This window comes from Kitasatospora sp. NPDC007106, assembly GCF_040634455.1.
Taxonomy (GTDB): domain Bacteria; phylum Actinomycetota; class Actinomycetes; order Streptomycetales; family Streptomycetaceae; genus Kitasatospora; species Kitasatospora arboriphila.
The window spans coordinates 1-24,850 of the sequence record NZ_JBEYFP010000038.1 but is presented as its reverse complement, the minus strand read 5'-3'; the positions used below and the strand labels follow the sequence as shown (position 1 = coordinate 24,850).

Sequence of the window (24,850 nt, the reverse complement as noted above, 5' to 3'; positions counted from 1 at the left end):
GCCCGGAGTTCGGGGGCACTCCCCCGCCGTACCCGCTGCCGGTTCCGGTGCGGAGAACGACCGACGACGATCCCACGGGGGATCTCATGGTGAGCAAGGAGTCGTAGGTGACGATCCGAGTGCTGCTGGTCGACGACCAGCCGCTGCTGCGCACCGGCTTCCGGATGATCCTGGAGGCCGAGTCCGACCTGGTGGTGGTCGGGGAGGCCGGGGACGGCCAGCAGGCGCTGGAGCAGGTCCGGGCGCTGCAGCCGGACGTGGTCCTGATGGACATCCGGATGCCGCGGATGGACGGGGTGGAGGCGACCCGGCGGATCGCCGGTCCGGGGCGGGACGGCCCGGCGAAGGTGCTGGTGCTGACCACCTTCGACCTGGACGAGTACGTGGTCGAGGCGCTGCGCGCGGGGGCCAGCGGCTTCCTGCTGAAGGACGTGCCGGCGGAGGAGCTGGTGCAGGCGATCCGGGTGGTCGCGGACGGTGCGGCGATGCTGGCGCCGTCGGTGACCCGCCGGCTGCTGGACATGTACGCCACCAAGCTGCCCTCCGGCGAGGAGGCGCCGCCGCAGGCGCTGGGCGCGCTGACCGAGCGCGAGGTGGAGGTGCTGCGGCTGGTCGCCCGCGGCCTGTCGAACGCGGAGATCGCCGCCGAGCTGTTCGTCAGCGAGACGACGGTGAAGACGCACGTCGGCCACGTGCTGACGAAGCTGCAGCTGCGCGACCGGGTGCAGGCCGCGGTGTACGCGTACGAGTCGGGTCTGGTGCGCCCCGGCTCGATGTGAGCCGCCGGGTGCGGCGACGGCCCGCCTCCTCCGCTGCGGAGGGGGCGGGCCGTCGCCGTTCGGTCACTTGGTGCCGTTGCGGCCGATCTCCCAGAAGCGGAAGATCCCGGTGGTGTCGACGGTGCCGTCGACGCCGGTGATGTCGTTGCGCGAGGCGTAGAAGGACTTGGCCTGGAACAGCGGGATCACCGGGACGCCCTCGGCGACGATGTTCTGGATCTGGCCGTAGGCGCCGCCGGCGGAGCGGTCGGTCAGCTTGATGCTGGCGGGCACCAGCTTGCCGCTGATCCGCGGGTCGTCCCAGCCGTTGTGGAAGGCGCCGCCGTCGACCACGATCGGGCTGACGAAGTTGTCCGGGTCGGCGTAGTCGGGGGTCCAGCCGACGGTGTACGCCTGGTAGCTGCCGGCCTTCCAGCCCTCCTGGTACTTCTTCCAGTCGGGCTCCTGCTTGATGTCGACCTGGAAGACGCCGCCGTTCTCCAGGTCCTTCTTGATCTGCTCCATCTCGGCGGCGCCGGCCCGGGCGCGCGACCAGGTCAGGGTGATCTTGACCGGGGTGGAGATCTTCGCGTTGGAGAGGATCTTCTTCGCCTTGTCGACGCTCGGGTCGCCGTAGCGGTCCGCGAAGGAGGTGTTGTGCCCGGTGATGCCGGCCGGCACCAGCGAGTACAGCGGCTGGACGGTGTTGGCGTACACCGTGCGGGAGAGCGCCTTGCGGTCGATCAGCTGGGCGACCGCCTGGCGGACGGCCGGGTTGCCGGTGACGGCGTCCTTGGTGTTGAGGACCAGGTAGCGGGTCTCGGCGCTCTCGCCCTCGGCGACCTTGAGGTCGCCCTTGCCGGCCATCTGGTCGTCCTTGATCTTGGCGCCGGCCGAGGGCTCCAGGCTGTTGTCGGCGAGGTCGACCTCGCCCTTCTCCAGCGCGCTCTTCAGCTCGTCCGGTGCGTTGAAGTAGCGCAGCGCGAACTTGCCGCTGGTCGGCTTGTTGTCGCCCTTGTACTCGCTGTTGGCGGAGAGGGAGACCTTGCCCGGGTTCTCGCCGCCCTCGATGGTGGCGATCGAGTCGATCTTGTACGGGCCGGAGCCGACCAGCTTGTCGTTGGCGAGCAGCGCGTCGGCCGGGAAGACCTGGTGGTCGACGATCGAGCCGGCCGCCGAGGCGAGCTTCGCCGGGAGGACGGCGTCCGGGGCCTTGAGGTGGAAGACCACCTTGTCCTGGCCCTTGGCCTCGACGGACTTGATGGTGGAGAGCAGCGAGGCGGGGCCGCTCGGGTCGTTGATCTTCAGCATCCGCTGGACCGAGAAGACGACGTCCTCGCTGGTCAGCGCGTGGCCGTTGGAGAACTTCAGCCCGCTGCGCAGGGTGCACGCGTAGGTGATCGCGTCACCGCCGGTGAAGCCGCAGGACTGCGCGGCCTCCGGCTGCGGCACGGTCGCGCCGGGCGGGAAGCTCAGCAGCGACTGGAAGGTGTTGTTCAGCACCAGCCAGGAACCGGCGTCGTAGGCACCGGCCGGGTCGAGCACGCTGGTCACGTTGGTGGTGCCCATGGTGATCGTGGACGGCGAGTCCTTGCCGGTGACGGCCTTGGTCGCGGAGGCGCAGCCGGCGGCCGAGGACGCGACCATGACGGCGCAGCCGAGCACGGCCAGGCGGTGGGCTGAAGACATGCGGGATGGATTCCTTCTCCGTGCGGCCGGGCTTGTGGGGAGGCGCCGGTAGGGTGCCGTCACGGGCCGCGACCCAGGGTGGCGGGCGCGGCTGCGACGGTCCGTTGGTCCCCTTTTCGGGGAATGACCGGAAGTAGCGTGCCATATCGACCACGCACCGCCTCGCACGCGTGCGCGAGGGCCGGGTTCCCGGGGCTCCCGCCGGTCCCCGCAGACCGGCGTTCTGTCACCCGATGTCCGTTTTCTCCGTCAGGCCCAGCACGGTCCGTCGCCGGGGCGCCGCAGCCAGAGAGCGGCACCGCACGGAAAAGAGAGCGAACTCACACCCGGGCGGCGATCAGCGCGTGCAGCAGCTCCAGATCGACCTGCTCCAGCGAGCCGAGGACGGTGCGTCCGGGGGCGGGCTCGATGGCGGCGACCGAGGGCACCGCGATGACCTGGCAGCCGGCGGCCTCGGCGGCGAGCACCCCGGTCGGGGCGTCCTCGATGACCACGCAGCGGGCCGGGTCGGCGCCGAGCCGGGCGGCGGCGGTGAGGTACGGGTCGGGGTGCGGCTTGGTGCGCGGCACCTCGTCGCCGGCCACCGAGAAGGCGAAGTGGTGGGCGCCGAGGCTGCGCAGCACGATGTCGATGACGTGCCGGTGCGAGGCGGAGACCAGGGCGGCGGGGACGCCGTGCGCGGCCAGGGTGTTGAGCAGCCGTTCGGCGCCGGGCATCAGCGGCACGCCGCCGGCCAGCAGGTCGACGAAGCGCTGGTTGATCAGGACGGTCAGCTCGGCCGGGGTGTGCGGCACGGCCGTCCGGGAGAGCAGGTAGTCGATGACGCGGGTCATCGGTCCGCCGACGACGTGGGCGCGGTCGGCCTCGTCGAGGACGTGGCCGAACTCGGCGAAGAGCGACGCCTCGGCCTGCCACCAGAAGTCCTCGGTGTCGACGAGCGTGCCGTCCATGTCGAGCAGCACGGCCTGCAGGCCGCCGCCGGTCCCGCCGAGGCTCTCGGTGAGGGTCGAGATGGTCGTCATGGCATGGTCCCTTCGCCGGGTGGGGTCCCGTCCGCACGGGTGGCCGGGCGGGGCCGGGGATGGCACAGGCCGGCCCGCTTGTGAGCGGACCGGCCCGTTCAGGATCATTCAGGATACGCCCGCCGACCGGAAATGTGCCGAACGGAGCGCAGCGGACGGGTTACCTGGCGTTGAAGTACTTCGCCTCGGGGTGGTGGATGACGATGGCGTCGGTGGACTGCTCGGGGTGCAGCTGGAACTCCTCGGAGAGCACCACGCCGATCCGCTCGGGCTTCAGCAGCTCGGCGATCTTGGCGCGGTCCTCCAGCTCCGGGCAGGCCCCGTAGCCCAGCGAGAAGCGGGCGCCGCGGTACTTCAGGGCGAACATGTCGCGGACGTCCTGCGGGTCCTCGTCGCCGAAGCCGAGCTCGTAGCGGACCCGGGCGTGCCAGAACTCGGCGAGCGCCTCGGCCAGCTGCACCGACAGGCCGTGCAGCTCCAGGTAGTCGCGGTAGGCGTTGGCGGCGAACAGCTCGTTCGCGGCCTCGGAGACCCGGTTGCCCATGGTGACCACCTGCAGCGCCACCACGTCCCGCTCGCCGGAGTCCTCCGGGCGGAAGAAGTCGGCCAGGCAGAGCCGGCGGCCGCGGCGCTGCCGCGGGAAGGTGAACCGGGTCCGCTCGGAGCCGTCCTCGTTGTGGACGATCAGGTCGTCGCCCTTGGAGTTGGCCGGGAAGTAGCCGTAGATCACGGCGGGCTCCAGCCAGCCCTCGGTCTGCAGCCGGTCCAGCCACATCCGCAGCCTCGGCCGGCCCTCGGTCTCCACCAGCTCCTCGTACGAGGGGCCGTCGCCGGTGCGCGAGGCCTTCAGGCCCCACTGGCCCTTGAACAGCGCGTCCTCGTCCAGCCAGGAGGCGTAGTCCGCGAACGGGATGCCCTTGACGATCCGGTCGCCCCAGAACGGCGGCACCGGCACCCGGTTGTCGACGGCCACGTCGGAGCGGACCTGGCCGAGGTTGACCTCCTCGACCTCCTCCACCTCGACCCGGGCGTGCCGGCGCTGCCGCAGCTCCGGCAGGGCCGCACCGGGCACGCCGCGCTTGACCGCGACCAGCGCGTCCATCAGCTTGAGGCCCTCGAAGGCGTCCCGGGCGTAGCGGACCTCGCCCTGGTAGACCTCGTGCAGGTCCTGCTCGACGTAGGCGCGGGTGAGCGCGGCGCCGCCGAGGATCACCGGGAAGTCGGCGGCCAGGCCGCGCTGGTTCAGCTCCTCCAGGTTCTCCTTCATGATCACCGTGGACTTGACCAGCAGTCCGGACATGCCGATGACGTCCGCCCGGTGCTCCTGCGCCGCCTCCAGGATCGCCGAGACCGGCTGCTTGATACCGAGGTTGACAACGTTGTAGCCGTTGTTCGACAGGATGATGTCGACCAGGTTCTTGCCGATGTCGTGGACGTCGCCCTTCACGGTGGCGAGCACGATGGTGCCCTTGCCCTCCGAGTCGGACTTCTCCATGTGCGGCTCCAGGTGGGCCACCGCGGACTTCATCACCTCGGCGGACTGCAGCACGAACGGCAGCTGCATCTGGCCGGAGCCGAACAGCTCGCCGACCACCTTCATGCCGGCCAGCAGCGTGTCGTTGATGATCTCCAGGGCCGGACGGGCCGTCAGCGCCTCGTCCAGGTCGGCCTCCAGGCCGTTGCGCTCGCCGTCGACGATCCGCCGCTGCAGGCGCTCCTCCAGCGGCAGCGCCGCCAGCTCCTCCGCCTTGGACGCCCTCACCGAGGCCGAGGAGACGCCCTCGAACAGCTCCAGCAGGCGCTGCAGCGGGTCGTAGCCGTCCCGGCGGCGGTCGTACACCAGGTCCAGCGCGACCTCGCGCTGCTCCTCGGGGATCCGCGCGATCGGCAGGATCTTGGAGGCGTGCACGATCGCCGAGTCCAGGCCGGCCTCCACGCACTCGTGCAGGAAGACCGAGTTCAGCACCACGCGGGCGGCCGGCGAGAGGCCGAAGGAGATGTTGGACAGGCCGAGCGTGGTCTGCACCTGCGGGCGGCGGCGCTTCAGCTCGCGGATCGCCTCGACGGTCTCGATGCCGTCCCGGCGGGACTCCTCCTGGCCGGTGCCCAGGGTGAAGGTGAGGCAGTCGACCAGGATCGACGACTCGTCGATGCCGTACTCGGTGGTGAGCTGCTCGATCAGCCGCTCGGCGATGGCGACCTTCTTGTCGGCGGTGCGGGCCTGGCCCTCCTCGTCGATGGTCAGCGCGATCAGGCCGGCGCCGTGCTCGCGGGCGAGCGAGGCGATCCTGCCGAAGCGGGTCTCGGGGCCGTCGCCGTCCTCGTAGTTGACCGAGTTGAGCACCGCGCGGCCGCCGAGCGCCTCCAGGCCGGCCCGCAGCACCTCCGGCTCGGTGGAGTCCAGCACCAGCGGCAGGGTCGAGGCGGTCGCCAGCCGGGTGGCGACCTCCCGCATGTCGGCGACGCCGTCCCGGCCGACGTAGTCGACGCACAGGTCGAGCAGGTGGGAGCCGTCCCGGATCTGGTCGCGGGCGATCTCCACGCAGGCCTGCCAGTCCTCGGCGAGCATCGCCTCGCGGAACTTCTTGGAGCCGTTGGCGTTGGTGCGCTCGCCGATCGCCAGGTAGGAGAGGTCCTGACGGAAGGGCACCGACTGGTAGAGCGAGGCGGCGGCCGCCTCCGGCTTCGGGTCGCGGGCCACCACCGGGCGGCCCTGGACGCGCTCGACCACGTGCCGCAGGTGCTCGGGGGTGGTGCCGCAGCAGCCGCCGACCAGCGACAGGCCGTACTCGCGCACGAAGGTCTCGTGGGCGTCCGCCAGCTCCTCGGGGCTCAGCGGGTAGTGCGCGCCGTCCTTGCCGAGGACGGGCAGGCCGGCGTTGGGCATGCAGGAGAGGCCGACCTTGGCGTTCTTCGCCAGGTAGCGCAGGTGCTCGCTCATCTCGGCGGGGCCGGTGGCGCAGTTCATGCCGATGTAGTCGATGCCCAGCGGCTCCAGGGCGGTCAGCGCCGCACCGATCTCCGAGCCGAGCAGCATGGTGCCGGTGGTCTCCACCGTCACCTGGGCGAGCACCGGCAGGTCCAGGCCCGCCTCGGCGAGCGCCTGCTTGACGCCCAGCACGGACGCCTTGGTCTGCAGCAGGTCCTGGCTGGTCTCGATCAGCAGGGCGTCGGCGCCGCCGGCGATCAGGCCGGCCGCGTTCTGCCGGAAGCCCTCGCGGATCACCTCGAAGGTGGTGTGGCCCAGGGTCGGCAGCTTGGTGCCGGGGCCGATCGAGCCGAGCACCCAGCGGGTCCGGCCGTCCCGGGCGGTGAACTCGTCGGCCGCCTCGCGGGCGATCCTCGCGCCGGCCTCGGACAGCTCGACGATGCGGTCGGCGATCTCGTACTCGCCGAGCGCGGCGTGGTTGGCGCCGAAGGTGTTGGTCTCCACGCAGTCCACGCCGACGGCGAAGTACGCGTCGTGGACCGAGCGCACGATGTCCGGGCGGGTGACGTTGAGGATCTCGTTGCAGCCCTCCAGCTGCTGGAAGTCCTCCAGGGTCGGGTCCTGCGCCTGCAACATCGTGCCCATCGCGCCGTCGGCCACCACGACGCGGGTGGCGAGGGCTTCGCGGAGGGCGTTCGCACGCTCCTGGTGGGCGGCGGCTGCGGCGGACGAGGGGACGGCTGTGGCCATGGGGCGACTCCCTGGGTGCGACGGCTGTCGGCTATGCGTCCCCTCCTGGTTCGGGGATGCACGCCGTCAGGGTATCCGGACACCTGCCCGGCGACGGAACCCGTTCCGCATCCTGGGCGTCCTGTCCACCTGAACGGACGGGACGGGAGGGGCCGGGTGCCACGGAGGATCACCGCGCCGGCGGCGTGGCTGCACAGGCTGCGGCCCGGACGGAGCAGGCGACGGCGGCTCACCGTCGCCGTCCTCGCCGTCCTCGGCCTGCTGCTCCTTCCGGTGGGCGGCGCCGCCGCCGCCCTCCGCCTCCAGTACGTGGGCGAACCGTCCGCCGAGGCCAGGACGCGGGACCGCGACGCCCTCTGGCTCGGCCACGCCTGGGTGGACGGGCGGCGCACCGACGCCGACCTCACCGCACTCGCCGCCCGCCTCGCCGGCACCGGCGTCCACGACCTGTACGTGCACACCGGGCCGCTCGCGCACGACGGCTCGCTCGACCCCGCGCTCGCCCCGCAGGCCCGGTGGTTCCTGGACGGCGTCCACCGCCGGCTGCCCGGCCTGCGGGTGCAGGCCTGGCTCGGCGACGTGGTCGCCCCGGAGAAGGACGGCCTCCACCTGGACCGGCCCGAGGTCCGGACCCGGATCACCGTCGCCACCGTGCAGACCCTGGCCCTCGGGTTCGAGGGCGTGCACTTCGACCTCGAACCCGTCCGCTCGGGGTCGGCCGGCTTCCTCGCCCTGCTCGACCAGGTCCGCCCGCTCACCGCGGCCTCCGGGGTGCCGCTCTCCGTCGCAGCCCCGCAGATCGACCCCGTCCCCGGGCTGCACCGGGTCGGACTCGCGGTCGCCGACCACGGCAAGTGGTGGTCGAAGGAGTACTTCGCCGACGTCGCCCGGCGGGTCGACCAGATCGCGGTGATGAGCTACGACACCGGGATGCCGCTGGAGTCGCTGTACGGCGGCTACGTCGCCCGGCAGACCGAACTCGCGCTGGCCGCCACCCCGGACTCGGTGGACCTGCTGATGGGCCTGCCCGCGTACTGGCAGGACGACTTCGGCCACCGCGGCTCCGCCGAGACCGTCGCGGCGGCCGTCCGCGGCGCCCGGCTCGCCCTCGGCCGCAGCGGACGGCAGTCCTTCGGCCTCGCGCTGTACGTCGACTTCACCGCCACCCCGGCCGACTGGAACGCCTACCGCAACGGCTGGTGCCGCTGAGCGCCGCCCGGGTTAGGCTGCGGCCATGACCGAACCGGCCCTGGACGCAGCGGAACTGACGACCGATCACCTCGTCCTGCGGCGGCCGGTCCCGACGGACGTGGCGGCGATCCTGGCCGTCCACCGCGACCCGCGGACCTGCCGGCACAACCCCTCCGACGCGCTGCGCACCAGGGCCGAGGCCGAGTGGCTGTACCGGCGCTGGGACGAGCGGTGGCAGCGCAGCGGCTTCGGGTACTGGGTGGTGCGCGGCCGCGGGGCGGAGCAGCCGCTCGGCTTCTGCGGGGTGAAGCCCACCGTGCTGGGCGGGCTGCGCGGGCTCAACCTCTTCTACCGCTTCGACCCGGCCTGCTGGGGCCGGGGCGTGGCCGGCGAGGCCGCCACCGCGGTCGTCGCCTGGGCCGGCCGGGAGCTGCCGCGGCTGCCGCTGATCGCCCGGATACGCCCGGAGAACCTGGCCTCCCAGCGCGTCGCCGAGAAGGCCGGCCTGACCCGCGCCGCCCACCTGGACGAGATCGGCGAGGACGGCCTCGACTGGATCTGGGCCCGCAACCTGCCGTAGCAGGCGCCCCTGGCCGGCTTTCCCGATCCCGCATCGCCAGCCACCCCGGATCGCGCAGTCCTCCCCCGGCCTCCGGCCGGGAGGTGCCCCCACGCGCCCCCGTGGCGTCACAGCGGGGTGCTGTGCAGGGCGATCAGCAGGCGCCAGACCCGGCCGGCGAAGGTGGGCGGGTCGGCGGCGATCAGGTCGTGCAGCCAGTCGGCGAGCAGGCCGGTGAAGGCCGCGGCGACCGCGGAGGCCACCGTGTCGGCGTGCGGGGCGCCGGCCCGTTCGCGTTCGGTGCGGCTGCGCTCCCGCAGTCGCCTGTGCATGAGGTCGCCGAGCGGGCCGCCGCCGCCCGGGTCGAGCAGGCCCCGGTAGAGGGCGGCGTGCCCGGCGGCGTCCGCCAGGAAGGCGGTGAGCGCGGCGGGCGGCGCCGCCGGGTCGACCGGGCCGCGCCAGTCGTGCAGGGCGTCGACGGCGGCCTCGACCACCTCCCCGCAGGCGTCGACGGCGAGCGCCCGCAGGTCCTCGTAGTGCAGGTAGAAGGTGGCCCGGCCGAGGCCCGCGCGGCGGACCACGGCCGAGACGCTCACCTCGGCCAGGGGCCGTTCGCCGCACTCGGCGAGCAGTGCGCCGCGCAGGGCGGCCCTGGTGCGCTCGGCGCGGGGGTCGTTCATCCGGCGGCCAGTACGGCGGCGAGGGCGACGGCTCCGGGCAGGGCCTGGGCGACCAGGATCCGCCGGTTGGCGGTGGCGCCGCCGTACAGGCCGGCGACCACGACGCAGCTCAGGAAGAAGACCTGGGCGTCGTGGCCGACCGGGTCGGCGGCGATCAGGCCCCAGACCAGGCCGGCCGCCAGGAAGCCGTTGTAGAGGCCCTGGTTGGCGGCGAGCGGCGCGGTCGCCTTCGCGAGGCCGGCGTCGAAGCCGGAGAGGCTCCGGCCCGGGGAGCGCTCCCAGAGGAACATCTCCAGCACCAGGATGTACGCGTGCAGTGCGGCCACCAGGCCGACCAGGACGTTCGCCGCCGTTTGCATGGATCACTCCGATTTCATGGACACCTGTCCATCAATCATAGACGAGTGTCCAGGAACTCCAGCCACACCGCGGTGTCGGACGGCAGCCCGCCCTCCGCGAGGGCTCCGCTGCTGAGCACCGGACGGGCGCCCTCGGGCAGCGGCACCGGCTGCTCGCCGAGGTTCACCAGGCAGCCGAACCCTCCGGCCCGCCGGAAGGCCAGCACCTCCGGGCCGGAGGGCAGCCAGTCGAAGCCGCCGGTGATCCGCTCGCGGCGGATCCGCAGCGCGGCGCGGTAGAGCTCCAGCATCGAGTCCGGGTCGCCGGTCTGCGCCGCCACGGTGAGCGCGCCCCAGCCGGCCGGCTGCGGCAGCCAGGGCTCGGCACCGTCGGGTGCGAAGCCGTACGGCGGCAGGGTGCCGGACCACGGGATCGGGACGCGGCAGCCGTCGCGGCCGGGGTCGGTGCCGCCCGAGCGGAAGTGCATCGGGTCCTGCAGGCTGCCGAGCGGCAGGTCCTCGACCTCGGGCAGGCCGAGCTCCTCGCCCTGGTAGAGGTAGAGCGAGCCGGGCAGCGCCAGCGAGAGCAGTGCGGCGGCGCGCGCCCGGCGCAGGCCCAGGTCCGGGTCGGTCGGGGTGCCGAAGCGCTTGGTGGCGAACTGGAAGCGGGTGTCCTCGCGGCCGTAGCGGGTGACGGTGCGGGTGACGTCGTGGTTGGCGAGCACCCAGGTGGCCGGGGCGCCGACCGGGGCGTGCGCGGCCAGCGTGCCGTCGATCGAGGCGCGCAGTTCGGCGGCCGACCACGGGCGGGCCAGGAAGTCGAAGTTGAAGGCGGTGTGCAGCTCGTCCGGGCGCAGGTAGCGGGCGAACCGCTCGGTGTCCGGCACCCAGATCTCGCCGATCAGGACGCGCGGCTCCTCGTAGGAGTCCGCGATCGCCCGCCAGGAGCGGTAGATCTCGTGCAGGTCGTCGCGGTCGACGAACGGGTGGGTGTCGACGCCGGGTTCGAAGTCGGGCAGGCCCGGCTCCTTGGTCAGCAGGCCGGCCGAGTCGATCCGCACGCCGGCGGCGCCGCGGTCGAACCAGAAGCGCAGGATCTCCTCGTGCTCCCGGCGGACCAGCGGGTGCGCCCAGTTGAGGTCGGGCTGCTCGGTGGCGAACAGGTGGAGGTACCACTGCCCGTCCTCGATCCGCGTCCACGGGCAGCCGCCGAACTCCGACTTCCAGTCGTTGGGCGGCAGTTCGCCGTGCTCTCCGCGGCCCTCGGTGAAGTGGAAGAGGTCGCGCTCGGGGCTGCCGATGCCGGCCGCGAGGGCCGCCCGGAACCACGGGTGCCGGTCGGACACGTGGTTGGGCACGATGTCCACGACGGTGCGGATGCCGAGGTCGCGGGCCTCCGCGATCAGCTTCTCGGCCTCCTCCAGGGAGCCGAAGACCGGGTCGATGGCGCGGTAGTCGGCGACGTCGTAGCCGCCGTCCTTCAGCGGGGAGGGGTACCAGGGGTTGAACCAGACGGCGTCGAAGCCGAGTTCGGCGAGGTACGGGAGCCGGGCGCGGATCCCCGCCAGGTCACCGGTGCCGTCGCCGTTGCCGTCGGCGAAGCTGCGCGGGTAGACCTGGTAGATCGCCGCGTCTCGCCACCAGTCCCGGCGGTCGGGCTGCTGTACCACGGTGGGTAGTCCTTTCGAGAAATGACGGGCCGTCAGCCCTTGAGCCCGCCCGAGGTCAGGCCGGCCATGATGTTGCGCTGGAAGATCAGGAAGAACACGATGGTCGGCACCGAGGCGATGGCCAGGGCGGCGATCACGACGTTCTGCGGCACGCCGATGGACAGCGAGTTGATGCCGATGTTGAGCGGCTGGTTCTTCGGGTCCGGCTGGACCAGCAGCGGCCACAGGAAGTCCTTCCAGACGTTCACCACCGCGAAGATGGAAACCACGCCGAGGATCGGCCGGGACATCGGCAGCACGATCGACCACAGCGCCCGCAGCGGCGACGCGCCGTCGATGGCGGCGGCGGCCATCAGCTCCTCCGGCACCGAGTCGAAGAAGCGCTTCAGCAGGAAGATGTTGAAGGCGTTCGCCACGGTGGGCAGCCAGATCGCCCACGGGGTGTTGATCAGGTTGAGGTGCAGCAGCGGCAGGTCCAGCACGGTGAGGTACTGCGGCACGATCAGCACGGTGGACGGGATCATCAGCGTCGCCAGCATCATGCCGAGGATCAGGTTGCCGAGGACGGGCCGCAGCTTGGAGAGCGCGTAGGCCGCGGCCACGTCGAAGACCAGCTGGAAGGCGAGCGCCCCGAACGCGTAGTACAGCGTGTTGAAGAGCAGCCGGCCCATGTTGAGCTTGGACCACGCCTCGGTGTACGTGTCGGTGTGGACCTGGTGCGGGTAGAAGGTCGGCGGGCTCTGGATGACCTCCTGGGTGGACTTCAGTCCGCCGGTCACCAGCCAGTAGAGCGGGCCGAGGAAGACCAGGGTGAATGCCACGACCACCAGGACGAGGACGGTCCGGTAGACCGCCTTGCCGAACGGGCGGTTCAGCTGCGTCTCGGAGATCAGGGTACGGGTGGAGGTGTCTGCCATGGCGGTGCTCCCGTCCTAGTCGTTGGTGCGGCTCAGGCGCACGTACAGCGCGGAGAAGCCGGCGAGTACGAGCAGCATGACCAGGCCGAGCGCCGAGGCGCTGCCGTAGTTGTTGAAGCTGAAGGCGTACTGGTAGATGAGGTTGACGACGGTCAGCGTCGAGTTCTGCGGGCCGTTGCCGCCGGTCAGCAGGTAGGGCTCGACGAAGACCTGCATGGTGGCGACGATCTGCAGCAGCAGGAGCAGCGAGAGGATCAGCCGGGTCTGCGGGATCGTGACGTGCCAGATCCGGCGCAGCAGGCCGGCGCCGTCGAGTTCGGCGGCCTCGTAGAGCTCGCCCGGGATGCCCTGCAGGGCCGCCAGGTAGATCAGGGTGGCGCCGCCCATGTTCATCCAGGTGGCCGCGATGACGACCGAGAGCATGGACGTGGTGGGCGAGTTGAGCCAGGCCGAGGTCGGCAGGTGGAGCGCCTTGAGGATCGCGTTGAACAGGCCGTAGCCGGGGTCGTAGAAGTACTTGAAGAGCAGCACCGAGGCGACCGGAGGGAGCATCACCGGCAGGTAGACCAGGATCCGCAGGTAGGCCTTGGCGTGGCGGAGCTCGTTCAGCAGGACGGCGACGACGAACGGCACCGCGAAGCCGAGCACCAGGGCGAGCACCGTGAACAGCAGGGTGTTGCGCCAGGCGTGCCAGAAGTCCGGGTCCGCGAAGATGCGGTCCAGGTTCTCCGTGCCGACCCAGGTGGTCCTTCCGCGCTTGGTCTTCTGGAAGCTCATGATCACTTCGCGGACCATCGGGTACCACGAGAAGTACGCGAAGCAGAGCAGGGCACCGAGCAGGAAGCCATGGCCGGTGAGGTGCCTGCGGATGCGCTGACGGAGGGCGGCGCGGCCCTGCGAGGGATCGGCGTGCGCCGGTGGCTCGGTCTTCCGGCGGGCGGAGACGCTGATCGCTGCCATGGGGGTTACTCCCGGTCGGTCGGAGGGTGTGGCTCGGGCGTGCGTGGGGGCCGGCCCGCCGGCCGGCCCCCACCGGCCGTCACTGGAGGTTGGCCAGCACCTGGTTGACCTGGCTCTCGGCGTCCGAGAGCAGCTTGTCGACGTTGGCGTTCTTGTCGGTCAGGACGGCCGAGACGGCGCCGTCGAGGACCTTGTAGATCTGCTGGGCGTTGGCGGGCTCGGTCTTGCCGGGCACCGAAGTGGCCAGGTACGGCGCGTAGTTCTGCACCGGGACGGTGGCGCTGGCGGCCTTGGCCTTGTTGTCGGCGTCCAGGGTGGAGCCGCCGAACAGGAAGGGCTGCGGCAGGCCGACCGGCAGGCCGTCGGCCTTGGTGCGGGCGTAGTCGAACTGGCCCTTGCCCATGGTCAGCCACTTGAAGTTGACCCAGGCGATGCCGGCCTTGATCTGGTCCGGGGTGGAGCCCTTCTTGAACATGTAGTCGGCGCCGCCGAGCAGGGCGCCCTTGCCGCCGGGCATCGGGCCCATGCCGTAGTCCTCGTAGTTGCCCTTGAGGGTCTGCACCATGTAGGTGATGTCGTCCGGCGCGCCGACGTACATGCCGAGCTTGTCGGTCGACATCTGGGTCATCAGGTCGGGCCACTTGAGGCTCTGGGTGGCGCCCATGGTGTTGTCGGTCCAGCGCATGTCGTACAGGTTCTGCAGGACCTGCTTGCCCTCGGGCGTGTTGAAGGCGGCCTTCTTGCCGTCCTCGGTGGTCATCGAGCCGCCGAGGCCGTAGAGCTCGGCGGTGAAGTGCCAGCCGCCCTGGTTGGTGGCGCTGTAGTCGCCGTAGCCGTTGACGCCGTTGCCGAGCGCCGCGATCTTCTTGGCGGCCTCGCGGATCTCGGCCCAGGTGGTCGGCGGCTTCTCCGGGTCGAGGCCGGCCTGCTTGAAGAGCTTGCGGTTGTACAGCAGGCCCATCTTGTAGTTGGTGGTGGGCAGACCGTAGAGCTTGCCCTCCGAGGTCAGGGTCTTCATGACGGACGGGTCGATGTCCTTGAGCGCGGGCACCGTCTGCTCGTTGACGTAGGCCGAGATGTCCTCGGCCTGGTCGGCGTCGAGCACCTGGTCCAGGTCGGTGAAGTACGTGTAGAAGACGTCCGGCTGGGTCTTGCCCTTGAGCTGCGCGGTGAAGGAGGCCGGCTCCTCGCAGGGGGAGGCGTCCTTCGCGTTGATCGTGACGTTCGGGTAGAGCTTGTTGAACGCCGCGACGTCCTCGGACCACTGCTTGCGCTCGGCCGGCTTGGTGGTCGGCGGCTGGCAGTCGATGCTGATGGTGACCTTGGTGTTCGGGTCGAGGGAGGCACTGGCCGCGGGCTTGCCGGAGTCCCCGGAGTTGCCGGTGTCGGAGCCGGAGGAGCACGCGGCAGCGGTGAGGGCGAGGCCCGCGGCGGCGGCGAGGGCGACGGTTCTGCGGAGGAGCCGGTCTCTGGTCATGCGGATGGACCCTTTCAAGCACGTGTGGGCTGCGCCTGGGCGCGGGGGTGCCCGTGGATTTCCGGTGGGGGGCCGGCCCCGGAAGACGTCCGGGAGCCGGGGAAGCGTGCGAGGCCGGGGCACGGTCGCTGTGTCTGGCAGCAGCGCCGGCCGGTGTCGACTACTTAACCAGCCTCGACAGATGTCCACAAGATGTCGACTGGATTTCGCAAAAAGACGACACTGACAACGCAGGTTTGCGTGACCGGTCTGGCGGTCGCATGGTCGCCGCGCCCCGCCCGCCACCTGCCGAAAGACCCCCCACGGAGCCCCGGAAGCCCTTGCCGGGCCTGGTGGCACCGGGTTGCGCAACCATCCGCGCAAGCGGCCCGCAGGGCCCGCAAGCGGCTGCAGGAAACGCCGAAGCAGGGCGGGCCGATGGGCGCCCGCCCTGCTTCGTTTGCGCAATCGTTACGGGTTGACGGTGATCTTGAAGGTGGACGTGGTGTTCTGGATGTCCTTGAAGTTGCCGCTCATGGTGAGGTTGTTGAAGACCGCCTCACCCACCGCCGGGCCCTGGCCCGCCTCGGGCATCTCGTTGGCCCAGACGCCGTAGCCGGACTTGGCGTCGAAGGCGTCGCCGCTCTTCTTGGCGCCGGTGATCGAGACGTTGGTGAAGACGGTGTCCTTCACCGGGTTCTCCGGCTGGCTGCCGGTGTACTTGGTCTGGAACATGATGCCGCTGTAGGTCGGGTCGACGATGTCGACGTCGCTCACGCGGATGCCCTGGAAGACCTTGGAGGCCGAGAAGACCCAGATCGCCGGGAAGACCTGCTGGCCCCAGAAGTGGCCGCCGGACCGGACGATCGTCATGTTCTGCAGGTTCGTCGTGGGCGAGGCGCCGAAGCCGTTCATCGGGTAGCCGAAGTCCAGCGACGAGATGGTCACGCCGGAGTAGCAGAGGGTGTCCGCGATGTAGATGTTGCGGAAGGTGTTGGCGTAGCCGCCGTACACCGCGATGCCCGCCGCACGCCAGGTCAGGATGGTGGTGAGGTTCTCGAAGACGTTGTTCTTCTCGTCGGCGCCGCCGGCGTCGATGGCGGAGAACAGCGCGAAGGAGTCGTCACCGGTGGCCCGCGCCTCGTTGTTCGAGATGAGGTTGTCGGTGGAGCCGTTGGTCATGTTGATGCCGTCGGCGAAGGTGTCGCGGATCCGCGAGTTGGTGATCCGCATGCTGTCGGTGTTGGCACCCCAGTACATGCAGACCATGTGCTCGGTCCAGATGTTGTCGATCGTGATGTTCGCGACGTTGGAGAAGTCGAACACCTTGCCGGGGCCGTCGATCCGCGAGGTGTAGTTGCCGAAGTACGCGAAGCCCGAGAAGGTCGAGCCGTTCGCGGTGGCCTCGGCGCGGAAGCCGACGTCGGTGTTGCTCTGCGAGGCGGGCGCGTAGAACCGGGTGAACCAGGGGCCTGCGCCGACGACCTTGACCGCCTTGCCGTAGACCTGGAGCTTGTTGGCGGTCTGGTAGTCGCCCGCGGGCAGGTAGACGCCGACGTAGGTGCCGGTGGTGTCCATCCGGACCTTGTCCAGGGCGTTCTGCACGTCCTGGTGGGTGAAGCCGGTCGGGACGACGTACTTCGCCGGGTCCGGGTTGGCGATCTGGGTGGCCTGCTCCAGGCTCACGAAGTCGATCGCGTACTGGCTGGTGTTGGCCGGGTCCTTCTGCAGCTTGATCTTGTGACCGGCCGGCACGGTGGTGCCGAGCAGCAGGTTGGCCTCGTCGTAGACGTGCCGCTGCCCGCCGGAGCCGGGCGAGTTGCCGGGCGCGGTCTCGCTGCCGTACAGCCAGGCGTACTTGGACGTCAGGTCGATCGCCTTGAGGAAGGTGCCGTCGACGTAGACGTTCAGCGTGGCGTTGGTGCCGTCGCCGCTCGCACTGTCCGGGATCGAGAAGCGGGTGACCAGCGTGTTGGTGGCCGCCTTGGTGGTGAACTCCACCGAGGAGCCGGTCGAGTTGAGCGTCACGGCCTTGCGGCCGGAGGCCTCGCCGGCCAGGTCGCCGATGGTGCGGTTCGGGCCGACCACGGCCGCCCCGCCGCCCAGCACGCCGTCCTCGGCCTCGTAGGTGTCGAAGGGCATGTTGGCGCCGCGGCCGATGTACAGGCCCTGGCTGCTGGTGTTGTTGGCCTGCTTGACCGGCAGCTCGTTGGCGTCGGTGGCGATGACCGTCTTCACCGTGTACTTGCCGTTGACGGCCGTCCAGCTGCCCAGCGACACCGGGGAGGTGGTGGCGCCGGGGGCGATCGCGCCGCTGTAGGAGCCGGTCAGCGTCTTGACGGCGTTGCCTTGGGCGTCGAGCACGGTCAGGGTGATCCCGTGGGCGCCGGAGGCGGCCGCCGAGGTGCCCTGGTTCTTGATCGCCACGGTGAAGTTGACCGCGTTGCCGGCCGCCGGGTTGGACGGCGACCAGGAGACCGGCGCGGCCACCAGGTCGGAGCTGGCCACCTGGTTGACCACCAGGTCGCTCGCCGCCGTCCAGGTGTTGTTGGTCTCGTCCTGCTCGATGACGGCGTTGGACTCGTCGACCTTGGCGGTGAGCTGGTAGCTGCCCGCGTTCTGCGCCGGGACGCTCACGTTGACGGTGCTGGAGGCACCCGCGGCGAGCGCGCCGACCTGGGCGGTGCCGACCTTGGTGGAGCCCAGGTACAGGTTGACCGAGGTGGCGGCGGAGGCGGCGTTGCCCTGGTTCTTCACCGTGGTGGCGAGGGTCAGGGCGTCGGTCTCGACCGGGCTGGCCGGGGAGACGGTGGTGCCGGTGACGGTCAGGTCCGGGTTGGGGGCGGGCACGCCGACCACCTGGAACTCGGCGACCTGGCCGGCGCTGGAGCCGGTGTTGCTGGTGATCTTCAGCTGGACGTCGGCGACCCGGGCGCCGACCGGGATGGTCACCGTGTTGCCGGAGGCCGGGTCGAAGCCGTACGGCTTCGCGGCGACCAGCGTGGTGAAGGTCGAGCTGCTCTGCTCGCGGCCCAGCACCTCGATGGTCTGGGTGCGGGCGCCCCAGGCCGAGGCCGGGTTGAGCTTGAGCACCACCTGCTGGGTGTCGGCGTTCGAACCCAGTGCCACGGTGAGGGTGTTGGGGTAGCTGCCGCCCGCGCCCTCCCAGTAGCTGGTGACGTCGTTGTCGTTGGCGTTGGTCGCCACGAAGGAGTAGACGGAGGAGTTGGCCGTGATCGGCTTGCCCGCCGCCAGGTTGGTGCCGTTGCCGCCGGTCTGGCCGGTGCGGATCACCGTGTTGCTGGAGTCGGACTGGTTGCCCGCCGCGTCCTTGGCTTTGACGTAGTAGGAGACGGTCGCGGTGTCCGGCTGGCTGTCGGTGTAGGTCAGCACCGAGCCGCCGACGCTGGCCTTCAGCGAGCCGTTGGCGTACACGTCGTAGCCGCTGACGCCCACGTTGTCGGAGGAGGCCGTCCAGGTCAGCTTGATCTGGCCGGAGCCGGGCTGGGTGTAGGCCAGGCCGCCGGGCGCGCTGGGCGCCTGGGTGTCGCCGCTCTGGCCGGTGCGGGTGACGGTGTTGCTGGCCGCGGACTGGTTGCCCGCCGCGTCCTTCGCCTTGACGTAGTACGAGACGGTCGCGCTGTCCGGGCGGCTGTCGGTGTAGGTCAGCACGTTCCCGGCCACGCTGGTCAGCAACTCGCCGTTGGCGTAGACGTCGTAGCCGGTGACGCCCACGTTGTCGGTGGCCGCGTTCCAGGTCAGCTTGATCTGGCCGGAGGCCGGCTGGGTGTACGCCAGGCTGCCGGGCGCGCCGGGCGCCTGGGTGTCGCCGCTGCTCGGGCCGTACACCTCGAACTCGGAGAGCTGGGCGGCCGGCCAGGCGCTGTTGGCGGTGAACGAGAGGCGCACGTACCGGGTGGTGGTCGTGCTCAGGTTGATCGTCGCGCTGTTCCCGGTGGCCGGGTTGAAGGTGTAGGCGGCGGAGGCGACCAGGTCGGTGAAGTTGCTGCCGTCGGTGGAGCCCTGGACCTTCAGCGTCTCACTGCGGGTCTCCCAGCCGGAGGGCAGCCGCAGCACCAGCTTGTTGACCGGCACGGCGGAGCCGAGGTCGGCCTGGTACCACTGCGGGAAGGCGTTGTTGGCGCTCTCCCAGTAGGTGCCGGTGTTGCCGTCGGCCGCGTTGTTCGCCGTGTAGGCGCCGTTGGCGCTGCTGGCGGTGGCCGAGCGGACGAGGTTGCCGGAGGCGCTGGTCGAGCCGTACACCTCCAGCTCGGAGATCTGGGCGGCCGGCCAGCCGGTGTTCGCGGTGACGCTCACCCGCACGAAACGGGTGGTCGTGGAGGCGAAGTTCAGCCGGACGGTGTTGCCGGCGCCCGGGTCGAAGGACTGGGCGGCGGAGCCGAGGACGGTGGAGAAGTTCGAGCCGTCGGTGGAGCCCAGCAGGGTCAGCGTCTCGTCCCGGGATCCCCAGCCCGCCGGCAGCTTCAGCACCACCTGGTCGATCGCGGCGGGGCTGCCCAGGTCGACCTGGACCCACTGCGGCAGCGCGTTGTTGGCCGACTCCCAGTAGGTCTCCTGGCTGCCGTCGTTGACGTTGCCGACCACCTGGACACCGGTGGAACTGCTGGCGGTCACGGTCTTGCCGGCCGCGAGGTTCGGACCGCCGGCGGCGTGGGCCGGTACGACCGGCCCGATCACCATCAGCAGCAGTCCGGTCGCGACCGTCGCGGCGCCGAGCCGCGGCAGTGTGCGGTTGGATCTCATTGCGTCCCTCTGTCTCGGATGTCATGGCGTGCGCGGCGTGGCGGCCCCCGGCTCCGCCGCGCGAGCACCCCTCGGGGTGCGCCGGGGCATGCCCCGGATCGGGCCGCCGGGTGTGCGGCGGCCCGAGGTCTGTGGTGGGTCCGTCCTCCCCGCGGCGGTGCGCGGGCGCCGGTGTTCCGGCCGGACGGGCGCTACTGGGCGAAGACCTGCAGCGCGGAGAGCTGCCCGGCCGGCCAGCCGGTGTTGCCGGTGAACTGCAGCCGGAGGTACCGGGTCTGCACGGCGGCGGGCAGGGTGAGCCCGGCGGTGTTGCCGGTGGCCGGGTCGAAGCGGTACCCGGCGGCGCCGGCCAGGGTGGTGAAGGCGGTGCCGTCGGTGGAGCCGAGCACGGCGACCGTCTGGGTGCGGGCGGCCCACGCCGGGGCGGGCGGCACCGCGAGGACCAGGCGCCGGACGGGGTACACCGTCTGCAGGTCGACCTGGATCCACTGCGGGAGGGCGTTGTTGGCGCTCTCCCAGTACGAGTCGAAGTCGCCGTCGACGGCGTTGCCGCTGCCGTAGACCTGGGTGTGGCTGCTCTCGGCGGTCGGCCGGCGCAGTGCGAGGTCCCCGGCGGGCGGCGGCGGGGTGGTGCCGCCGGTGGTGGGCGGGGTGGGCCGGACGGGGGTCAGGGCGAGCTGCCCCTTGAGCATCCGGCCGCCGTCGGCGGTGAGCCTCAGGTAGTAGTCGGAGGAGCAGGCGGTGCCGTCCTCGTCGAGGGCGAGCAGGCCGGAGCCGGCGGGCAGCATCGCCGCGCTCTCCGCCGTCTTGGCGATCTGGTTGCCCTCGTTGAACTCGTCGAACATGGAGATGTACAGGCCCTGCGCGCCGAGCCGGACGGTGTTGTAGAACTGCCGCCACATGAAGTCGCCGTGCGCGCGCTGGCGTTCGGAGACGTCACCGGGCAGCACGCACGGCTGGTAGTCGATGCCGCGGGCGTTGCAGTCGGCCTGGTCGCCCTGCTGCACGTTCGTGAGGAACCGATCGGCGTCGGCGGTGGTGCCGATCCGGCCGACCATCCACGGCGAGATCATGTGGAAGGCGTGGTAGACGTCCAGGTAGCCGGGCCGGGAGTCGTTGACACCGGTGCGCCAGTACGTCGGCACCCCGCCCGTCACGTAGCAGCCGCGGGCCCGGAACCAGGTGACGACGTCCAGACAGGCGGCCGGGCTCCAGGGGTGGTTGGCGTCGGCGAAGCCGAACCCCCAGATCCCGACCACCGGCATGCCGTTCTGCCGGGCGTAGGCGGTCGAGGCGGTGTGCCGGGACATCCGGTCCGTCCAGTCGGCCTTGATCTCCTCCTGCATCGACGTCCAGCCGCTGACGTCGTACATCACGTAGAACTTCCGGTCGTTGGCCTCCGCGGCGCTGCGCACCTTCGCGGTCACGGCGTCGCGGGTGGCGCCCTCGCCGCCGTTGGGGTTGAACCGCTGGAGGGCGGCGGTGTCGCAGCCGTACTCGCGCATCCAGCGGAAGTGCGTGTCGACGGTCTGCTGGTCGTAGGAGGAGAACAGCACGGCGGGGGTGCCGTCGCCGAGCGGGCCGTAGGCCGTGCGGTGGCCGGCGGTGTACTCGCGCATGTCCGGCCAGGCCCGCAGGGCGTTGTTGCCGGGGGACGGCGCGTGCGACCAGTCCTGGGACCAGTGCCACCAGCCGTTGATCGGGGCGCCGTCCCCGGGGCAGGCGAACCAGCCCTGGTAGCCGACGGTGATCCTGCCGACGACGTCCCCGGGCGGGCTGCCGGCCGCGCGGGCGGACGCGGCCGGCAGCAGTCCGGCCGTCGAGGCGGCGGCTGCCGTCAGGAGGAGCGAGCGGCGCGAGATTCCCATGGGGTCCTGCCTTCGTGGGGGGAAGTTGCAGAAGGAATCGCGAATCTGACGTTGATCTGTTTGAGTTTTGCGCGATGGCAGCCAAGAGTTACAGAGGTGCTACAGGCATGTCAACGGATCGCACCGCATGCGGGCACACGAAAAGGGCGGGCACCGAAGTGCCCGCCCTTGGTCCGACGGTCCGTCAGGGGATGGGTTGCAAGGATTCCTCCCGGGTCGTCAACCCCGGTCGCGCATCGGGGCGGTGGACCCCCGGACCACCAGCTCCGGCTCGAAGAGCAGCTCGTCGTGGGTCACCTTCACCCCGGCGATCTCACCCACCAGCAGCTCGACGGCCGCCCGCCCCATCGCCTCGATGGGCTGGCGCACCGTGGTCAGCGGCGGGTCGGTGCACATCATGAACGAGGAGTCGTCGTACCCGATCACCGACACGTCGCCGGGCACCGACAGGCCCGCCCGGCGCACCGCGCGGACGGCCCCGAGCGCCAGCGGGTCGCTCGCGCAGACCACGCCGGTGACGCCCTGGCGCAGCAGCCGGGTGGTCGCCGCCTGGCCGCCCTCCAGGCTGAACAGGGCCTGCTCCACGTGCTCGTCCGGCAGGTCGACACCGGCCCTGGCCAGCGCCGCACGGGCCGCGCCGAGCTTGCGCTGCGAGGGCACGTGGTCGGCCGGGCCCAGCACCAGGCCGATCTTGCGGTGGCCCAACTGGTGCAGGTGGCCGACGGCCTGCTCGACGGCGACCGCGTCGTCACAGGACACCCGGGGGAAGTCCAGGTCCTCGATGGCGGCGTTGAGCAGCACCGTCGGCAGGCTGCGCTCGGCGAGCCGGTCGTAGTGCTCGTGCGGGGCGTCGCCCTGGGCGTACAGGCCGCCGAAGAACACGATGCCGGACACCTGCTGCTCCAGCAGCAGGTCCACGTAGTCCGCCTCGGAGACGCCGCCCGCGGTCTGGGTGCAGAGCACCGGCGTGAAGCCCTGGCCGGCCAGCGCACCGCTGACGACCTCGGCAAACGCGGGGAAGATCGGGTTCTGCAGCTCCGGCAGGACCAGGCCGACCAGCCGGGCCCGCTCGCCGCGCAGCTGGGTGGGGCGCTCGTAGCCGAGCACGTCGAGCGCGGTCAGCACCGCGGCCCGGGTCGCCTCGGAGACGCCGGGCTTCTCGTTCAGCACCCGGCTGACGGTCGCCTCGCTCACCCCGACCTTCTTCGCCACTTCGGCAAGTCGTCGTGTCATGGCTGCGAGTGTACGGCAAAAAACGCAAACGGCTTGCGTGAATTTGCAGAGCTTGTCGCGCTCGCGTTCCGCATGCGAATGACTACCATGCGTGACGGCACGTCATCCGGCGCCGCCCTCGCCGCCCTTCGGATCCCCCGCAGGCCCTCCCGCAGGCCCTCCCGCAGGCCCTCCCCCGCAGGCTTCCCTCCCCCGCAGAACCGGAGTACCCCCGTGCGCCCCCAGCTGCTCGCCGCCCTCACCGCCGCTCCCCTGCTCCTGCTGCCCGCCGCGACCCCGGCCGGCGCCGCCCCGGCCGCCCGCTACGCGGCGCTCGGCGACTCCTACGCCGCCGGGGTGGGCGCGGGGGCCTACGACCCGGTGAGCGCCGGCTGCCGCCGCTCCACCCGCTCCTACCCGGAGCTCTGGCGGGCCGCGAACGGGCCGGCCGACTTCCTCTTCGCCGCCTGCAACGGCGCCGCCACCGCCGACGTGGAGCGCGACCAGGTCCCGCGGGTGCCCGCCGACACCACCCTCGTCACCCTCACCGTGGGCGGCAACGACCTGGGCTTCGGCGACGCCGTCGTCGCCTGCCTGCAGCCGCTCACCACCGACGCGCACTGCGACGCCGCCCTGGACGAGTCCGAGCGCCGGCTGCGCGAGGAGCTCCCGGGCCGCCTCGACACGCTGTACCGCGCCCTGGACGCCAAGGCCCCCGCGGCCCGCGTGGTCGTCACCGGCTACCCCCACCTGCTCGGCACCGCCGCGACCTGCCTGATCGGCACCGAGGCCCGCCGGGCCCGCTTCAACGCCCTCACCGACGCGCTGGACGACCTGATCGAGCGTCAGTCCGCCAAGCAGGGCTTCCGCTTCGCCGACGTCCGGGCGGGCTTCGACGGACACGGAGCGTGCCGGGGCGGCCCGGACGAGTGGATCCACCCGATCACCCTGCCGCTCTGGGAGTCGTACCACCCGAAGGCCGCCGGGCAGTCCGGCGGCTACCTGCCGAGCGTGTCGGACGCCGCGCTCGGATAGGCTTCCCACTCCGGCCTGGGAAGGCATCAAAGCCCGTAGGCTGGGCAGGTAGGGACCGTGGAACGGGGCGTTCCACGCGAGGTTCGACAGGCCGGCAGCCGGCCACCGGTCCACGGACCGGGAGGGGGGCGGCACCGGTCGACGGAGGGAGACGCTGGGTGATCGAGCTGGAGGACGTTCCCGAGTTGATCGACCCGGTGATGATCTGCGCCTTCGAGGGCTGGAACGACGCCGGCGACGCCGCCTCGGCCGCCGTCGGACACCTGGACGAGACCTGGGGCGGCAAGGTGTTCGCGGCGCTCGACGCCGAGGACTACTACGACTTCCAGGTCAACCGCCCCACCATCTGGCTGGACGGCGGCGTGCGCCGGATCACCTGGCCGACCACCCGCCTCTCGGTGGTCCGGGTGAACGAGCCGAAGACCCGGGACCTCGTGCTGGTCCGCGGCATCGAGCCCAGCATGCGCTGGCGCTCCTACTGCAACGAGCTGCTCGGCTTCGCCCACGAGCTGGGCGTCGAGCTGGTGGTCATCCTCGGCGCCCTGCTCGGGGACACCCCGCACAGCCGCCCCGTCCCGGTCAGCGGCGTCACCTCGGACGCGGCGCTCGCCCGCACGCTCGACCTGGAGGAGAGCAAGTACGAGGGGCCGACCGGCATCGTCGGCGTCCTGCAGGAGGCCTGCGCGCACGCCGGGGTGCCGGCCGTGACGCTCTGGGCCGCGGTGCCGCACTACGTGGCGCAGCCGCCCAACCCCAAGGCCACTCTGGCGCTGATCAACAAGCTGGAGGACATGCTCGACCTGCGGATCCCGCCGGGCGAACTGGCCGAGGACTCCCGCGCCTGGCAGCTCGGGGTGGACCAGCTGGCCGCCGAGGACAGCGAGGTCGCCGAGTACGTGCAGCAGCTGGAGGAGGCCCAGGACACCGCCGAACTGCCGGAGGCGTCCGGCGACGCCATCGCCCGCGAGTTCGAGCGGTACCTGCGGCGGCGCGAGAACCTCGGCCCCACCGGCGAGAAGCCCGTCGCCGGCCACGCCACCGAGTCCAAGCCC

General features: G+C 71.4%; 17 protein-coding genes. 5 read left to right on the top strand and 12 right to left on the bottom strand.

Features of this window, described 5'->3' with window-relative positions:
- Positions 1-107 precede the first annotated feature (107 nt).
- A complete protein-coding gene (locus tag ABZ641_RS06810; protein ID WP_344621588.1) occupies positions 108-779 on the top strand; it encodes a response regulator transcription factor in 672 nt (223 codons plus the stop codon).
- A gap of 63 nt (positions 780-842) precedes the next feature.
- On the opposite strand, the gene ABZ641_RS06805 is transcribed toward ABZ641_RS06810, so the two are convergent.
- The 3 genes from ABZ641_RS06805 to metH all read right to left on the bottom strand — a co-directional run bounded on the left by ABZ641_RS06805 (position 843) and on the right by metH (position 7,148).
- The gene (locus tag ABZ641_RS06805; protein WP_359979716.1) at positions 843-2,447 is read right to left on the bottom strand and encodes an ABC transporter substrate-binding protein; all 1,605 of its coding nucleotides are present in this window, start codon (positions 2,445-2,447) and stop codon (positions 843-845) included.
- A gap of 320 nt (positions 2,448-2,767) precedes the next feature.
- Positions 2,768-3,469, bottom strand: a complete 702-nt coding sequence (locus ABZ641_RS06800) for an HAD family phosphatase (RefSeq protein ID WP_344621586.1) — start codon at positions 3,467-3,469, stop codon at positions 2,768-2,770.
- Between the two features lie 160 nt (positions 3,470-3,629).
- The gene (gene metH / locus ABZ641_RS06795; RefSeq protein ID WP_344621585.1) at positions 3,630-7,148 is read right to left on the bottom strand and encodes a methionine synthase; all 3,519 of its coding nucleotides are present in this window, start codon (positions 7,146-7,148) and stop codon (positions 3,630-3,632) included.
- Positions 7,149-7,304: 156 nt separating this feature from the next.
- Between metH and ABZ641_RS06790 the strand changes: the two genes are divergently transcribed.
- Together ABZ641_RS06790 and ABZ641_RS06785 are read left to right on the top strand one after the other, a co-directional pair.
- The gene (locus tag ABZ641_RS06790; RefSeq protein WP_359979712.1) at positions 7,305-8,357 is read left to right on the top strand and encodes a hypothetical protein; all 1,053 of its coding nucleotides are present in this window, start codon (positions 7,305-7,307) and stop codon (positions 8,355-8,357) included.
- Between the two features lie 25 nt (positions 8,358-8,382).
- Complete coding sequence (locus ABZ641_RS06785; protein WP_359979710.1) at positions 8,383-8,919, top strand: GNAT family N-acetyltransferase; 537 nt, start codon at positions 8,383-8,385, stop codon at positions 8,917-8,919.
- Positions 8,920-9,026: 107 nt separating this feature from the next.
- Here ABZ641_RS06785 and ABZ641_RS06780 read toward each other — a convergent pair whose 3' ends face one another.
- From ABZ641_RS06780 to ABZ641_RS06740, 9 genes are all read right to left on the bottom strand, one after another.
- Complete coding sequence (locus ABZ641_RS06780) at positions 9,027-9,578, bottom strand: TetR/AcrR family transcriptional regulator (protein WP_359979707.1); 552 nt, start codon at positions 9,576-9,578, stop codon at positions 9,027-9,029.
- Positions 9,575-9,937 carry a DUF1304 domain-containing protein gene (locus tag ABZ641_RS06775; RefSeq protein WP_344621581.1) on the bottom strand — a complete coding sequence of 121 codons (363 nt, stop codon included), beginning with the start codon at positions 9,935-9,937 and terminating at the stop codon, positions 9,575-9,577. The genes ABZ641_RS06780 and ABZ641_RS06775 overlap by 4 nt, the downstream gene beginning before the upstream one ends.
- Before the next feature lie 35 nt (positions 9,938-9,972).
- The gene (locus tag ABZ641_RS06770; RefSeq protein WP_344621580.1) at positions 9,973-11,586 is read right to left on the bottom strand and encodes a glycoside hydrolase family 13 protein; all 1,614 of its coding nucleotides are present in this window, start codon (positions 11,584-11,586) and stop codon (positions 9,973-9,975) included.
- 32 nt (positions 11,587-11,618) lie between these two features.
- Entirely contained in the window at positions 11,619-12,503 is an 885-nt protein-coding gene (locus ABZ641_RS06765) for a carbohydrate ABC transporter permease (protein ID WP_359979704.1), read from the bottom strand.
- A 15-nt stretch (positions 12,504-12,518) separates the two neighbouring features.
- Entirely contained in the window at positions 12,519-13,463 is a 945-nt protein-coding gene (locus ABZ641_RS06760) for a sugar ABC transporter permease (RefSeq protein ID WP_359979701.1), read from the bottom strand.
- 79 nt (positions 13,464-13,542) lie between these two features.
- Complete coding sequence (locus tag ABZ641_RS06755; RefSeq protein ID WP_344621577.1) at positions 13,543-14,940, bottom strand: extracellular solute-binding protein; 1,398 nt, start codon at positions 14,938-14,940, stop codon at positions 13,543-13,545.
- 450 nt (positions 14,941-15,390) lie between these two features.
- Positions 15,391-19,683, bottom strand: a complete 4,293-nt coding sequence (locus ABZ641_RS06750) for a discoidin domain-containing protein (RefSeq protein ID WP_359979698.1) — start codon at positions 19,681-19,683, stop codon at positions 15,391-15,393.
- 191 nt (positions 19,684-19,874) lie between these two features.
- On the bottom strand, positions 19,875-21,551 hold the full coding sequence (locus ABZ641_RS06745; protein WP_359979695.1) for a discoidin domain-containing protein: 1,677 nt from the start codon (positions 21,549-21,551) through the stop codon (positions 19,875-19,877).
- A 219-nt stretch (positions 21,552-21,770) separates the two neighbouring features.
- Entirely contained in the window at positions 21,771-22,784 is a 1,014-nt protein-coding gene (locus tag ABZ641_RS06740; protein ID WP_344621574.1) for a LacI family DNA-binding transcriptional regulator, read from the bottom strand.
- A 213-nt stretch (positions 22,785-22,997) separates the two neighbouring features.
- Here ABZ641_RS06740 and ABZ641_RS06735 point away from each other — a divergent pair, with 213 nt between their 5' ends.
- Both ABZ641_RS06735 and ABZ641_RS06730 read left to right on the top strand, forming a co-directional pair.
- Complete coding sequence (locus ABZ641_RS06735; RefSeq protein WP_359979692.1) at positions 22,998-23,798, top strand: SGNH/GDSL hydrolase family protein; 801 nt, start codon at positions 22,998-23,000, stop codon at positions 23,796-23,798.
- Between the two features lie 158 nt (positions 23,799-23,956).
- Positions 23,957-24,850 (top strand): PAC2 family protein (locus ABZ641_RS06730; protein WP_359979689.1); only part of this gene is annotated, 894 nt, incomplete at its 3' end.

Bases quoted from the DNA above. Each gene is read 5' to 3' on its own strand.
- ABZ641_RS06805 (WP_359979716.1), bottom strand. From the start codon at position 2,447: ATGTCTTCAGCCCACCGCCTGGCCGTGCTCGGCTGCGCCGTCATGGTC.
- ABZ641_RS06800 (WP_344621586.1), bottom strand. From the start codon at position 3,469: ATGACGACCATCTCGACCCTCACCGAGAGCCTCGGCGGGACCGGCGGC.
- metH (WP_344621585.1), bottom strand. From the start codon at position 7,148: ATGGCCACAGCCGTCCCCTCGTCCGCCGCAGCCGCCGCCCACCAGGAG.
- ABZ641_RS06785 (WP_359979710.1), top strand. From the start codon at position 8,383: ATGACCGAACCGGCCCTGGACGCAGCGGAACTGACGACCGATCACCTC.
- ABZ641_RS06780 (WP_359979707.1), bottom strand. From the start codon at position 9,578: ATGAACGACCCCCGCGCCGAGCGCACCAGGGCCGCCCTGCGCGGCGCA.
- ABZ641_RS06775 (WP_344621581.1), bottom strand. From the start codon at position 9,937: ATGCAAACGGCGGCGAACGTCCTGGTCGGCCTGGTGGCCGCACTGCAC.
- ABZ641_RS06765 (WP_359979704.1), bottom strand. From the start codon at position 12,503: ATGGCAGACACCTCCACCCGTACCCTGATCTCCGAGACGCAGCTGAAC.
- ABZ641_RS06760 (WP_359979701.1), bottom strand. From the start codon at position 13,463: ATGGCAGCGATCAGCGTCTCCGCCCGCCGGAAGACCGAGCCACCGGCG.
- ABZ641_RS06755 (WP_344621577.1), bottom strand. From the start codon at position 14,940: ATGACCAGAGACCGGCTCCTCCGCAGAACCGTCGCCCTCGCCGCCGCC.
- ABZ641_RS06750 (WP_359979698.1), bottom strand. From the start codon at position 19,683: ATGAGATCCAACCGCACACTGCCGCGGCTCGGCGCCGCGACGGTCGCG.
- ABZ641_RS06745 (WP_359979695.1), bottom strand. From the start codon at position 21,551: ATGGGAATCTCGCGCCGCTCGCTCCTCCTGACGGCAGCCGCCGCCTCG.
- ABZ641_RS06740 (WP_344621574.1), bottom strand. From the start codon at position 22,784: ATGACACGACGACTTGCCGAAGTGGCGAAGAAGGTCGGGGTGAGCGAG.